This is a genomic window from Sulfuricurvum sp. (assembly GCF_030691015.1).
Lineage (GTDB): Bacteria > Campylobacterota > Campylobacteria > Campylobacterales > Sulfurimonadaceae > Sulfuricurvum.
On the sequence record NZ_JAUYFF010000008.1, the window covers coordinates 158,623 to 173,053 of the forward strand.

At 44.8% G+C, this 14,431-nt stretch carries 12 protein-coding genes; 5 read left to right on the forward strand and 7 right to left on the reverse strand.

What is annotated here, in order from left to right:
• The first annotated feature begins 113 nt into the window (after positions 1-113).
• The 5 genes from Q8O20_RS07220 to Q8O20_RS07240 all read left to right on the forward strand — a co-directional run bounded on the left by Q8O20_RS07220 (position 114) and on the right by Q8O20_RS07240 (position 6,866).
• Positions 114-1,826 (forward strand): FAD-dependent oxidoreductase, encoded by a 1,713-nt coding sequence (locus Q8O20_RS07220; RefSeq protein ID WP_305530613.1) that lies wholly within the window; start codon positions 114-116, stop codon positions 1,824-1,826.
• Positions 1,827-1,836: 10 nt separating this feature from the next.
• Positions 1,837-2,814, forward strand: a complete 978-nt coding sequence (locus Q8O20_RS07225; protein WP_304740647.1) for a succinate dehydrogenase/fumarate reductase iron-sulfur subunit — start codon at positions 1,837-1,839, stop codon at positions 2,812-2,814.
• 9 nt (positions 2,815-2,823) lie between these two features.
• Positions 2,824-3,702 (forward strand): CoB--CoM heterodisulfide reductase iron-sulfur subunit B family protein, encoded by an 879-nt coding sequence (locus Q8O20_RS07230; RefSeq protein WP_305530634.1) that lies wholly within the window; start codon positions 2,824-2,826, stop codon positions 3,700-3,702.
• Positions 3,703-3,819: 117 nt separating this feature from the next.
• Positions 3,820-6,402 carry an EAL domain-containing protein gene (locus tag Q8O20_RS07235; protein ID WP_305530614.1) on the forward strand — a complete coding sequence of 861 codons (2,583 nt, stop codon included), beginning with the start codon at positions 3,820-3,822 and terminating at the stop codon, positions 6,400-6,402.
• Between the two features lie 56 nt (positions 6,403-6,458).
• The gene (locus tag Q8O20_RS07240; RefSeq protein WP_305530615.1) at positions 6,459-6,866 is read left to right on the forward strand and encodes a hypothetical protein; all 408 of its coding nucleotides are present in this window, start codon (positions 6,459-6,461) and stop codon (positions 6,864-6,866) included.
• Between the two features lie 38 nt (positions 6,867-6,904).
• On the opposite strand, the gene Q8O20_RS07245 is transcribed toward Q8O20_RS07240, so the two are convergent.
• The 7 genes from Q8O20_RS07245 to aroB are packed head-to-tail and all read right to left on the reverse strand — an operon-like array spanning position 6,905 to position 14,360.
• Positions 6,905-7,774, reverse strand: a complete 870-nt coding sequence (locus tag Q8O20_RS07245; protein ID WP_305530616.1) for a TraB/GumN family protein — start codon at positions 7,772-7,774, stop codon at positions 6,905-6,907.
• A 5-nt stretch (positions 7,775-7,779) separates the two neighbouring features.
• On the reverse strand, positions 7,780-8,304 hold the full coding sequence (gene mog / locus Q8O20_RS07250; RefSeq protein ID WP_304740658.1) for a molybdopterin adenylyltransferase: 525 nt from the start codon (positions 8,302-8,304) through the stop codon (positions 7,780-7,782).
• The gene (gene bioV / locus Q8O20_RS07255; RefSeq protein ID WP_305530617.1) at positions 8,301-8,816 is read right to left on the reverse strand and encodes a pimelyl-ACP methyl ester esterase BioV; all 516 of its coding nucleotides are present in this window, start codon (positions 8,814-8,816) and stop codon (positions 8,301-8,303) included. The genes mog and bioV overlap by 4 nt, the downstream gene beginning before the upstream one ends.
• Entirely contained in the window at positions 8,803-10,464 is a 1,662-nt protein-coding gene (locus Q8O20_RS07260; RefSeq protein WP_305530618.1) for an ATP-dependent metallopeptidase FtsH/Yme1/Tma family protein, read from the reverse strand. The genes bioV and Q8O20_RS07260 overlap by 14 nt, the downstream gene beginning before the upstream one ends.
• Positions 10,439-11,686, reverse strand: coding sequence for a tRNA (N(6)-L-threonylcarbamoyladenosine(37)-C(2))-methylthiotransferase MtaB (mtaB, locus tag Q8O20_RS07265; RefSeq protein ID WP_305530619.1), 1,248 nt, complete (start codon positions 11,684-11,686; stop codon positions 10,439-10,441). The genes Q8O20_RS07260 and mtaB overlap by 26 nt, the downstream gene beginning before the upstream one ends.
• The gene (locus Q8O20_RS07270) at positions 11,686-13,308 is read right to left on the reverse strand and encodes a mechanosensitive ion channel domain-containing protein (RefSeq protein WP_305530620.1); all 1,623 of its coding nucleotides are present in this window, start codon (positions 13,306-13,308) and stop codon (positions 11,686-11,688) included. The genes mtaB and Q8O20_RS07270 overlap by 1 nt, the downstream gene beginning before the upstream one ends.
• A complete protein-coding gene (gene aroB, locus Q8O20_RS07275; protein WP_305530621.1) occupies positions 13,305-14,360 on the reverse strand; it encodes a 3-dehydroquinate synthase in 1,056 nt (351 codons plus the stop codon). The genes Q8O20_RS07270 and aroB overlap by 4 nt, the downstream gene beginning before the upstream one ends.
• Between the last annotated feature and the right edge of the window lie 71 nt (positions 14,361-14,431).

Here is a 14,431-nt window from a genome sequence, read left to right on the forward strand (position 1 = left end):
TTTGGACAAGATTTACTACTTTCATTCCTAACACCGCTCTATAACCCTTTTTAATCTTGCCCAAGGAGCGGCGCGCTATAATCATCCACAGATTTTATCAACAAGGAAGGCGTATGAGTATTCCCATTTATACTTATGATGCGGTTATTGTCGGAGCAGGACTAGCCGGATGTGCGGCAGCTCGCGAGTTGCAAAAAGCCGGCAAAAAAGTTGCCGTTGTCACAAAACTTCACCCGTTGCGTAGTCACTCCGGTGCTGCACAGGGGGGAATTAACGCTGCATTTAGTGATGCAGACAGCGTTGAGCTCCATGAGTTCGATACCGTTAAGGGGTCAGACTATCTTGCAGACCAAGATGTTGTCCAGTTTATGTGTGAAAAAGCACCGGAAACAATCCGTTGGGTTGAACGTATGGGTGCGGCATTTAGCCGCAACGAAGACGGTACCATTGCTCAACGCCCTTTCGGCGGACAATCTTCACCGCGCGCCTGTTTTGCAAAAGACCGTACAGGTCTTACCCTCCTACAAACTATTTATGAGCAAGCTTTCCGTGAAGGTGTAGAGTTTTGGGATGAGTGGTATGTTGCCGACTTGTTGTATAACGAAGGCAAAGTATATGGAGTAAGCGCATATAACATCCGTAACTCTGAAAAAGCGATTTTCAACGCGAAAGCGGTTATGTTTGCTACCGGCGGATACGCCCGTGCATTTAAAATCAACTCCAATGCTCACGCCAATACCGGTGATGGACTCTCTCTCGTAGCCCGTCACGGTCTTCCTCTCGAAGATATGGAATTCGTTCAATTTCATCCGTCAGGACTTTCCGGTAACGGTGTGCTCATCTCTGAAGCGGCTCGCGGAGAGGGTGGGAAACTTCTCAACTCACTCGGTGAGCGTTTTATGGAAAAATATGCCCCTAACGCTATGGAACTCGCATCTCGCGACGTTGTAGCCCGCGCAATCATCCAAGAGATTCGTGAAGGGCGCGGTGTCGGTCCTCGCAAAGACGCCGTTTATATCGACCTTGTCCATTTGGGCAAAGAGAAAATTATGGAGCGCCTACCGGAGCTTCGTGACCTTGCGATCACCTTCCTAGGTCTTGATATGATCAAAGAGCCGATCTTAATCTCCGCAACAGCCCACTACTCTATGGGCGGTATTCCAATGGACAAACACGGACATGTCCGAAAAAACAATACAGAATTTGTTGAAGGGTTCTACGCAGCGGGTGAGTGTTCATGCTCATCCGTCCACGGAGCAAACCGCCTCGGTGCAAACTCGGTTCTTGAAGCGTTGTTATTCGGCCGTTTCGTCGGAAAAACAATGGTAGACGAAGTGGATAACATACCATTGCACCAAGCGAGCGAAGCAGATGCGGAACGTATGTTGGGTGAGATGGAATGGGTTCTTACCAACAACGGTCAAGAATCGGTTAGCGTCTTGCGCGAAGAACTTCAACAATCGATGACTGATAATGCGGGAGTTTTTCGAACAGCAGAAACACTCACGGCACAAATGGGAATTTTAAAAGATTTGCGTAACCGTTATAAAAGTATTCGTATCGCCGATAAATCAAAAATTTTCAATACCGAGCTTCAAGAAGCGATCGAATTCGGTCATATGCTTGATTATTCACTCTTTATCGTTGCCAGTGCATTGGACCGACAAGAGAGCCGTGGAGCACACTTCCGTGAAGATTTCCCGACACGTGATGATGAAAAATTCTTGAAACACACCATGGCGTACATGGATGAAAACGGTGAAATCACGCTTGATTACATGGATGTAACCCTCGGTCGCCATGAACTCAAAGCACGATCATATTAAGGGAGAGAGTATGGAGTCGATAAAATCGCAACAAGTAACATTTAAAGTTTTCCGTTTCAACGAAGAGACCGATTATCTTCCTTACTATAATACCTATGTTTTGGATGTCACTCACGAAGAGGTTGTCCTTGATATCCTTAATCGAATCAAATGGGATCACGACGGAAGTCTATCGTACCGCCGTAGCTGCCGCCACGGTATCTGCGGTGTCTGCTCGATCAAAGTCAACGGAAAAGGTATCTTGGCTTGTAAATCACGTCTATTCGATCTTGTAGAGGTATTCGGTAATGAAATCATTATTGAGCCGCTCAGCACCAAACGTGTTGTAAAAGACCTTATTATCGACAAAAAAGATTTTTGGGACAAACACGCTTCGGTTAAACCGTACCTTGTCAGTGAGATCGAAGAGCACCCTGCGTCAGAGCACCTTGTCAGCCCGCACGATGCCGAGAAACTTCTCGAAGCCGATTACTGCATCCAATGCGGAGCATGTCACTATTCATGTCCTGCATTAGCTATCAATGAAGAGTTTATCGGACCTGCGGCATTCGCTGCGGCATACCGTTTCAGCGCCGATGTCCGTGATGAAGCATCACTTCAGCGCTTGCATACTGTAAACGAAGAGGCTCAAGGGGTTTGGGATTGTGTCAAATGTATGGAGTGTGCAGAGGTTTGTCCTAAAGATGTCAATCCGATTGAGAAAATTACCAAACTTCATAATATGGTCTTTGAAGCGGGTATCGCGAAAAACAATGTTGCTACCCGCCATGCCGTTGGATTTGCCCATTCTATACAAAAACACGGTCTATTAGATGAAGGCGAGTTAGTCCGTTATTCCGAAGGGAATATCGGCGTTATGAAACATATCCCTGAAGCGATCGCTATGTTTGCCAAAGGGAAAATCGTTATGCCGTGGAATATGCCGAAATCAAAAAATCTGGATGAAGTAAAAAAATTGATCAAATCTTCATCTACCGTAAAATTTTAGGAGCTGATGATGGAAAAACTAAAATACGCCCTCTATACCGGATGTACGGCGCGTGAAAGTACGCCTGAGCTTCTAAAATCAACGTTAGCAATTGCCGACAAATTGGGAATTGAACTGATTCTTTTAGACGAAGCGTCGTGCTGCGGTGCGTCACATCTCCAAGATTACGATGATTTCCTCTCATTGGTTCTTAATGCCCGTAACATCTGCTACGCTGAGAAACTTGGACTTACCATGGTGACCATCTGTAATACGTGTCAGCTTAACACGGCCATGACCAAGCACCGCCTCGATACCAATCCTGAGCTAAAAGCAAAGGTCAATGTGAAATTGGCGGAAGTTGGCTTGGAGTACAAAGGGAGTTCAGAAGTGACTCACTTCCTTTATGCTCTTATCCAAGATTTCGGTTTGAAAAACCTTGCGGCCAAAGTAGAAGTACCTTTGAGCCAATTTAACATTGCACCATTTTACGGATGCCATAACATCCGCCCCTCAGAGCTTCAAAATCTCAGTAACGGCGGTGAAAATCCCTATACTCCGACATCCCTCGATGATTTGATCATTGCGTGCGGTGGTGTCAACGTTCATTACGAAGAAAAAAATAAATGTTGCGGGTTCCATGCCGAACTTCAATCTCCTCGTACAGCGGCTATTCTTACCGGTAATGCAATTGCCGGTGCTATGGATGCCAATGCAGACTGGATGGTTACACCGTGTCCTCTTTGCCATCTTAAACTTGACGTTCAAAACCACGGTGCATCTAAAGCACTGGGACGCGATGTCAAACTTCCGGTCTTACATATGCCGCAAATGGTAGGTCTTGCCCTTGGATGTACTCCTGCGGAACTTGGTCTCAATCACCACGTTACCAAAGTCGATTTCGTATAATCTTCATCCCCTTTATGGGGATTCTCTACTTTTTCCAACAAAAATTAATTTTTTTAACTTTTATAATTTAAAATAATGCTATACTCTTAAAAAGATCTCTCTGGTGGATCAGCAGGTATGCGAAAAATCAATTTTACAAAGCAGCTTTTTCGAATAATTGCCTCCTTTATAGTTGTTGCAACACTCCTCATCACTTTTTATCTTTATCAACAAACACAAGTTCTTATAGAATCCAGAGCGCTTCAAAAAGCCAGATCCCTTCAAACGTATTTTGTCTCAATGCGCTATGTCTATCATCAGCAATTTTTGAAAAGCGGTTTAGATCTAAACGATTCAACCGTCGGATTTTTACCCGCCCATGCAGCAGCATTTATTAGTGACGAGTTTGAAAAACGCTCACAAGATGGGGTAACGATCCGCAATGTCACCGACCGTCCACGAAACCCTAGTAATCGAGCCGATGCTTATGAGCTTGCAGCCATACGCTACTTTACTGAGAATTCTGACGCTAAAGAAAAACTCACCCGAATTAAACACAATAATCAAGAGTATTTCTTTTACTCTTCTCCTCTAAAAATAGAATCTTACTGCATAAAATGTCACGGTAAAAAGGAAGAAATAATCCCATATATCGCTAAACGCTATAAGAGTGCTTATAATTATAAAATTGGAGATATTCGGGGGGTAACCAGTATTAAAATTCCTCGTAAAACGATTGCCGATCAAACACTTTCCATCTTTTGGAAAGAAGCTTTATTAAGCTGGACGATCATCTTTTTTCTATTGGGACTCATCCATTATGCAATACGTCAACTGACCCTCAAAGAGGTAAAAGCCAAAAAATTACTTGAGAGCGAAGTAAAAAATCGGACATCAGAACTTCAGGAAATAACTCAGGATCTTAAAGATTCGAATGCCTACCAGCAACACCTCTACTCCATCCTTCGAACGGTTGCGGACAGCAATAAAATCCTCATCACGGCACAGTCGCTTGAAGAACTGATTCAGCAGACAGCTTTGTGTTTAGTAGCGAATAAAGCATTTTTAAGTGTAAAGATCTCCTTAATCGAAAATGGAGAGTTACAAGTAAAAGCCTCCAACGGTATAGATAATGAGTGGCATATTCTTCCGATTGAGAGGATAGCACTTGAGCGGAATACCTCTATTATTTTAACCGATTTCAGTTCCGATATTTCCGAAGAGTGTCGTCGTAAAGTTGCTGAATACGGTATAACCGCCGTTTATGCAGCAACACTGCGTAAGGATAACTTAGCGTCAGAGGCATTTGGGGTCATGATGATTTGCACCTCTCAGGAAAACGGGTTTACGGCCGAAGAGACAGCCATGATCGATGAATTATCAGGGGATTTGGGATTTGCGATAAACTCATTTTACCAAAAAGAAAATATTATAAAACTCTCTTTTTATGACCCCTTGACGGAACTCCCTAACAGACGGTTACTGATAGAGCGCTTTAAACAAGCCATGCTCACCAGTTCACGTACACTGCAATTTGGTGGTCTCCTGTTTATCGATTTGGATAATTTTAAAGCAATTAATGATATCAACGGTCATATAGCCGGTGATGAAGTCCTCAAACAGATGGGGCAAAGATTATCGACAATTTTACGACAATCCGATACCGTTGCCCGTTTCGGAGGGGATGAGTTTGTCATCCTGATTGAAAATATCGGAGCCATACAGCAAGAAGCGGCTGCGGCTATCCAAACAGCATCCAATAAAATTCTTGAAGCTGCTAAAGAGCCTTTTATCGTCGACAACCATCCTTTCTATCTTAGTGCAAGTATCGGTATCGTCTTATTTTTCGGTGAAGACTCAACCATAGACCAGCTCTTTACATATGCGGACAGTGCGATGTATGCGGCAAAAAATAGCGGACGAAATACGTCCCGTTTTTATGATTCACTCCTCCAAGAGACGATGGCTGAAAATGCCCGTCTAACACATGCGCTTAGAATGGCTATAGAGGGGAATCAACTGTATGTCGTTTATCAGGAACAAGTCAATATTCAGGGAGTGACGCAAGGGGTTGAAGCGCTGTTACGATGGGATCATCCCGAACGTGGACTGATTCCACCCTCCTTATTTATACCTCTGGCAGAAAGTTCAGGAATGATTATCGCTTTGGGGGATTGGGTTTTTAACGAAGTTACCAAACAAATCCGATTATGGGATACCCACCCTATCAAGCAAAATTGGCGTATTTCGGTCAATGTAAGTCCGAAGCAGTTTGAAGAAGAACGTTATATAGCAAAACTTCAAGAACAACTTAGCCTTACTGAGATTAATCCGGCCAAAATACGTCTTGAACTCACCGAAGGGCTGTTGATACACGATATTCAAAATACGATGGAGAAAATTCACACCTTAAAAGCAATCGGATTTACCCTCTCTATTGATGATTTCGGCACCGGATATTCAAGTCTCTCTTACTTAAAAAATCTCTCCATTGACGAACTAAAAATTGATCAATCGTTTGTCAAAGCTTTGCCCGATAGCCTCTCTGATCAGATTATTATTCAAACGATTATTACAATAGGAAAAACATTCGGGCTTGAGGTAATCGCCGAAGGGGTCGAAACGGTTGAGCAATTTGAACTCTTGAGGGATATGCAATGTAATGCATTTCAAGGATTCCTTTTCAGCCGTCCGCAGAGAAGTGAATATTACATGAATTAATATTCATTTAATCAATATTAACTTATAGTATTAGTAATGTCATTCAAGGAGTTTTCATGGATAAAAAGTTTTTAATCGGTGCCGTTGCGGCTTTGGCATTTAGTTCGGTACTCTCTGCAAGTGAATACGATCTCAAAGACAATATGTACAAACTCAATAATTACATGATGATTATGCAGGCGGGTTTTATCGAAGGGGATAAACAAAAAGCGCTCAAAGCCGCCGAAGCTCTAGGGGTAGAGAGTCAAAAACTATTGGGCAACGAAGCGATGATGAGCAAAATGCTCCCGAAAGAGAAAGCTCATAAAGCTAGAATTGCGACAACATCAGCACACCTGATCACCGATAACGTCGATATTATTAAATCGAGTATGGATAACGTCCGTCGTGATACCGCACAAAATGCCTATCTCGATATTCAACGTGCCTGTATGCGCTGTCATAACCTCGTGCGCGACTGGTAAAACGGTACGGCTCACGCCGTATCCTTCTCGTTCTTTGTTTATTCGGTTTTCGTTAATTCGACTTTGTAGCCTTGTTTTCGAAACTGCTCCAACAGCCCATCACTCCCAAGCAAATGCATCGCTCCGACAAGGACGAATCCCCTCTGCTCTTCTTTCATCATCCTTACTAACGTCTTCATCCAGATACCGTTACGCTCTTGTAAAACACGACGATACATTTTCGGTGACTCCACCATCATCTCATCTACCAACTCACGTTCCAACCGTTCAGTTTTACCCTGCCGCCAATCCTCTACCATCCACGTGATCATCGTACTTAACTCTTTCATATCCGAAAGCGTTTGAAGAATCATTGCATCCTCTTCCCCTTGACCTATCTCGGTAATAATGGCACTTTGTTCCTGAATACTCTCAAGATAACGTTGTGGGAGGTGATCGTTCACCGCGCGGTTTCGGTAATGACTATCGACTCCGCTTTGATCAATCCCTATCGAGGAGAGTTTTAACTGTGTCAGCGTCAACATCACCGCCCATGGTTCCAATCGATCAAACTGTGTGATCGAATAACCTTGGGAATCGAGATACCGCTTCAGTTCTCTATACGTTTGAGGAGAGAGTTTATCACCGAGCGTTTGACCTATGGGCAATATCATTTTTTGAGTCAATATTTTCTGCAATATAAGGGTATTTTCCGAAGACAAATCGGTCTCAAAAACGACATAATCTGCCTCCGAATACGCTTCATCAAACTCTATAGGTAGAGGATAATCGGATGCACGGAGAACGTGAATCGTTCCGCCGAGATACATCGTGTGGATACCGTCACTGATTTTCCAGACACTCGATTGAGCGAAGAGATTGGAGAGGGGGAAAAGAAGCGTTATAAAAAATGAAAAGAGTATTTTCATTTTTCTTACTGTTTCGGTCGAAATGCTTTTATAACCTCTTCGTTACACTCCAAATACGGTCCCTCAATTAAATCGATGCAATACGGAACGGCAGGAAATACGGCGTCCAGACACTCACGGATAGATTTTGGTTTTCCCGGAAGATTGATAATAAGGCTTTTGCCTCGGATTCCCGCCGTCTGTCGAGATAAAATCGCTGTAGGAACGTATTTAAGGCTCACTTGACGCATTAACTCACCGAACCCCGGCATCATCTTCTCACACACGTTTTCGGTCGCTTCAGGGGTCACGTCTCGCTTTGCAGGACCTGTTCCCCCCGTCGTTACCACGAGACAGCACCCCTCACGGTCACACAACTCCATCATCGTCTCTTCAATCGTATCTTGATTGTCGGGAATACAGCGGTATACAATCTCATGTTCCGATTTTAAATAATCGCTCATCGTCTCTTGGATCGCAACCCCTGAAATATCTTCATATATACCTGCACTTGCACGGTCTGATGCGGTAATAACCCCTATTTTAATCATAAATTCTCCTGTAAAAAATGGTTTCCTCTTCGAATAGAGATGACGGTGGCATAGGGGAGGAAAAACTCCCTCGCTCCTACTACATCGATCACCTGATCATTAAGCCCCAGATAGACCTCGATCCGTATCCCCTTGGTGCGGATAGCCTCCAGCAGTTCAGGTGTCCACTCATAATAGAGAAGCTCTTGCAACGATTCGGTATCATTACTTCCAAGAGAAATAGGGGCGACGGGCGAAGGGGCAAAACAGCTCGTCAAAAAGTTTTCCAGATACCGTTCGGCATCTTTGATATATCCCCCCATCTGAAGACGGCGAAACGACTCTTTTTTCGTTTGAAAAAAAGCGGGGGAGAAGAGTTGGAGGGTATCTATACGCTCATGTGATTCAGCCGCATACTGAGCCGCTTTGATCGCACCGTAGCTAAATCCCGCCACTGTGTAGTCACTGTGTTTGAGATAAGGATCAAAAAAACATTGCTCCTCACTCAGAGCGAAACCGCTATAAAATCTCATTCATCGTTGCTTTGGCAAGGGTTTTGGAGATGTGTTCGTACTCATCCAAAATCGCTTCAAATTTGGAAAGAATTTTTTCATTCCGCTCCAAAAGAGTAGCCATCTCGGTATAAAGGCGATCCATCAACTTTGCTTCGTCCTCATCGGAGGGGAGAACCGTGCTTCCCATCCCGTACTCATAGACCATCGCATGAACCAAATCTTTGGCGACACCCAGATCATGCGACGCGTTGCTGGCGTGTTCGCCGAAACGAAGATGCGACGATGCGATCCCCGCCAAATGAACCCGTATATGAGCTTCTATCTCATGACGTAATTGCGGTTCGGCTGTCGGAGGGGTAATCGCGTCGTTGGTGAGAGTGATCTTTTCATACGGGAGATCAAACCACGTGGCGGCAAATACTTTTCCCGCTTGATAGCGCACCTGATAACGGCGTTGTTCGTCACTGAGCATCGCGATTTTTTTCTTCCCGAACATCACCTTGTCTTTGACGGCTAAGAAGTGTTCTTGCTTCACTTGAATCTCGTTTTGACGCATACAAAGAAGTGCCGCTTCATTGACTAATGCCGCGAGTGATGCACCGTTAAATCCGACCGTCATTTTGGCAATATCCGCTATCGAGAGATCATTCGGAATATGGCGAAGGTATTTTTGCAAAATCGCTTCACGTTCACTTGCGGTCGGAAGCTCGACGAAAATACGGCGGTCAAACCGTCCCGCGCGGAGCAATGCCGCGTCCATAACGTCGATGTTATTGGTCGCGGCGATAACGACGATACCGCTTGTCTCTTCAAATCCGTCCATCTCGGTTAGGAGCTGATTGAGGGTTCCTTCACGTTCGTCGTTTCGTCCCCCCTCACGCTTTTTACCCACCGCATCGATCTCGTCGATAAAGATGATGGCAGGGGCATTTTTCTTGGCGGCAGAGAAAAGCTCATTCACCCGTTTCGCCCCCATTCCGACGTAAATCTGAACAAACGACGCACCGCTTTGGTAGAAAAAGGGAACATCCGCTTCGGCGGCAACCGCTTTGGCGATCATCGTTTTGCCGACACCCGGAGGGCCTACGAGCAACACACCGCGCGGCATACGCGCACCGAAGCTGTAGTAGCGTTTCGGGTTGCGTAAAAAGTCGATAATCTCTTCGAGTTCCTCTTTAACATCGCCGATTCCGCCGATATCGCTAAAACGGACGGTCGATTTCGCCGGAGTGATAGAAGAAGACGGCGCTTCAGGCTCAGCAGAAGCTTTGGCAACCGGTACCTCTATCGGGGTATCATCCTCAAAACCGAGGCGACTTTTCCAAGCCCAAAATCCGGCACCGCTAATCAGGGCAAAAAAGATAAAAAACCATCCCCAACCGCTCCCCCCTTTGGGTTCGATAATGAGATGAGCGGTCAATTCTGAGGGTAATTGGGACGACGCGATTTTCACCACACCGTTTTCTTTCGTCGCGAAATAGGTGTATCCGTCGTCGCTGAATGCTTTTTCGATCTGATCATTTTCGATAAGTTTTGCCGCTTCAGAGAGGGTTACGGTGTCACTGCTGTCTCGTAAAAGAGCGAAAAGGAGCAAGAGTAAAACAATCCCGCCAGAAATGAGGAGAATCAGCTGATTACGGTTAAAATTTGGCCATGTTATATTCATCGTGTACCTCATACTTTTGCAGTGTGATCCAATCGCCGCTAATATCTTCGAGCGATTCAATCACTACTTTGTTATAAAACTGATCGTATCCGATATACTGAGTCCCCTCACCCGATTCAACCAGTACTTCCAACGGAACATTCGTCTTTTTTTGACGGAATGCTTTATTGTTCGATTCAATGATACCATTAAGCTCAACCATTCTTTGTGATGAGATGGCTCCGTTTACTTCGGGCTTCATCAGCGCACTCGGTGTTCCGTCACGTTTTGAGTAGGTAAAAGGGTGAATATGGGTAAGGTTCAAAGCGCGAATGTTCTCCATCGCCTCTTTCCAGATCACATCACTCTCTCCCGGATGACCGACAATGAAATCGGTTCCGAGGGCAAATCCTTTATCATTCAACATCCCGAATAACTCAATATCGCTCACATGACGGTTGCGACGGTTCATAAGGCGAAGCATCGAATCGCTGCTGTGTTGAATCGCGATGTGAAGGTGGCGTTCCAGCCACGGTTCATCCAAAATTTCCCGAAACGATTCATTGACCTGTATCGGCTCCAACGACCCGACACGAATACGACGAACCCCACGGATCAGCGACATTTTTTTCATCAATTCCGCGATATTTCGCCCCTCACCCTGACCGTAACTTCCGACATTCGTCCCCGTGAGGACAAACTCTCCGAAACCGTTGCTTGCGAGTCGTGATACCTGCTCTAAAATCTTGGCTTCATCCATACTGCGTGCATCACCGCGAACAAAAGGGATAATACAGTAGCTGCAACGGAAGTTGCACCCCTCTTGGATTTTGATAAATGCACGCGATTTGCCGACGAACTCATCGACAATCGCATCATCGATGTAGTTCAGATCACCGATCTCATAAAAGCGATTCTCGGTTGAGAGTAGTGTGTTGATTTTCATTTTTTCAGAAGGGCCGAAGACCCCTTGGATTTTCCCTGCACCGAAAAGAGATTCGCCCTTAGTATGAGCCCCGCATCCCGTTAAAAAGAGCTTTTTCCCCTGTTTATCCATCTGATTGATGTAACCGCGGACACTTACATCGGCACCGTTGGTCACCGTGCAGGAGTTGACGACAACGATATCGGCGCTCCCCTCATCTTCGGTCACTTCATAGTCACTCAAGGCAGACATCATCACCTGCGAATCAAAAACGTTCGTGCGGCAACCGAACGTTTTGAAATAAACTTTCGGCTTCATTACACGTCCATCGGCGGCGGCGGAGATTTCGGCGGTATCGGAGCCGTATAGAACGTCTGTGTCGGATAGGCAATCGTAATATCTGACTCACCATTGAATGCATCAATAATATCGGCAGAGATCGTACTGCGTAACGTTAACGTCGCGTAGGCATTTGTCAGATACCATGCACTGATTTTAACCCCGTGCGGTTCAATAAAGGTAAAGACGCGCGGTTCAACATTACTGTTTTTGAGGCTGTAACGATCCCTGAGTTTGTTGATCTGCTTTCGGGTGATATCGGTGTACCCTTTGGAATATTTACGGCAAAGTTCTTTTACCAAATGAGCCGCTTTTTTGTGATTCGAATCGAATGTAATGACAATATCAATCCCGTCCCAAACCGTTTTAAGCGAACCATGCGAATAGTTGGCGATCATCGAGGTAAAAATATAGTTGTTAGGGACAAACACGATTCGCCCCGCTCGGCGATTTGTTTCCAATGTCGTCAACGTTACATCTTCCATCAACGTTATCCGCTGCATCGAGATATCCAAAACATCTCCGACATATTCCATCCCGTCTTTCACAAAACGGACACGATCACCGACATGGATCGAACCACCGACGACGATAACAAGCCATCCGAGTAACGACATAAACCAATCCCGCATCGCAATGGCGAGACCGGCAGACGCAAATCCGAGTACGGTGGCGAAATAGCCGACATTATCGATATAGCTGAAGAGTAAAATAATAATAATCAACGTGACATTGATAAAGGTGACGATCTTATTCGCCATATAAAATCGTTCATTATCAACGATGTAGCGTTTAATCACCCGCTTAAACAAAAAGGAGATGATAATCAAAACAGCGACGATCATTCCGATGTTGAGCAGTTTATATATCTGGTCTTTTATCTCTTTATTGATTTTAGCTTCGGTCGATTCGATCCGTTTCTCGTACACTTCAGCGGTAGAGACAAGCGTTTCCAACGCCAATTTGAATTTTTCAACCTGCAACAATGTTGCTTCAAGTTCTACCTCATAATCGGCTTTTGGATCAAGACGGGTGATGGTTTTGTAAAGGGTGACCTGCCGATCCAAAATAGTTATCAGTTCTTGGAGTTCCTCTTCACGCAGAACATAATCTTTATAGTAACTGTTAAGGCGTTTGACATACGATAAACCGGTAATAATATCAAACGGATTGGTAATACTAGGAAGTTCACCTGCTTCATCCGGCTTCAGTAGCGACACAAACGGAGATGCCCCTTGCGCTTTCAGAAATTCGATTTGCTCGGTTAAAACTTTTTGCTTGGCTTGTAGCGCTTCGATTTCAAGCTTACGTTCGACAGAGGATGAACGCCCCTCCAGTTGCTCAATTCGATATTTAACCTCTCGAAGACTTTTACGGGACTCTTGATACGCCATATAGGAGTTATAGCTTTTGAGCCAAATACTGTTCCCTTTTGAGAGCTCTTTTTGAATTTTAGAGAGCTCGTCACGGGCATTTTCAAGTTCAACCTCTTTAGGGAGTTCTATGGCGTTTTCTTGAATGGTTTGCTCATCATTTTGTGCGGCATTAAGGGTTAAAAGCGCAAAAAATAAAGATACTAAAAAGAGTCGATAAAGTCTCACGCGCCGATTCCTTGAAATACAGATAATATTTTTTTAACAATGGAAGCTTCGATCGCATCTGTGATCTCAACCCCGCCGATTCCTCGCGGAAGGATAAATGTAATAGCACTGTCGGCACTTTTTTTATCTAAGAAAAAAGTTTCATAAAATTTCTCAACGTCTTGAATCAAATAGCTAAGTGGCAAATCATAACGTCCCAAAAGATGTTTGACACGCTCGGCTTCCTCGTGAGTCATCAACCCTACTTCACACGCAAGAGCGTTTGCCATCACCATACCGATAGCAACACTCTCTCCATGCAGGTAGGTTTCGTATTTGGTCTCATTCTCGATGACATGACCGAATGTGTGGCCGTAGTTCAGTGCTGCACGAAGTCCCTGCTCTTTTTCATCTTCTTCGACCACACCCGCTTTGGTCTCAACCGCTTTAGCGATCGCATGAAGAAGATTATCTCCCTCTCGCAAATCATTCTGCTCCAGCCACTCGAAAAAAGGTGCGTTAAACGTTACCGCCATTTTGACAATCTCCGCGACCCCTGCTCCAAACTCCCGAGGAGGAAGTGTTGCGAGAAAACTCGGATCGATATAAACGGCGCGAGGCTGATGAAAGGCTCCTATCAGGTTTTTACCGTATCGATTATTAACCCCTGTTTTACCGCCGACACTCGCATCAACTTGGGAAAGGAGCGTTGTCGGAATTTGGATGAAGTCGATCCCGCGGTTGTAAAGGCTGGCGGTAAATCCCCCCATGTCACCGATCACGCCGCCGCCGAATGCGACCAAAAGCGATTTACGGTTCAAACGATGATCAAACATGCGCTCCAAAACCGATTCAATCGTCGCTAATGTTTTGTACTGCTCGCCATCGGGAATCGTAACGATATAGACCTCTTTAGCACTCAATCGTGTCAAAAGTGTTTGCAAGTGCAAACCTGCCACTTTCGGATTAGTCAAAACGACGACTTTTCCCTCAAAGTTAATTTCCGGCAAAGGACCGATATGGATGGGATAAGAGTCGTCAATTACACGTTTAAGATTGATAGATATCGTCATAGAAAAACCTGATAAATTAAGTTGTTACGGAATGAGATATATATTACTAAAAGATGACTTAAAACCCTCTT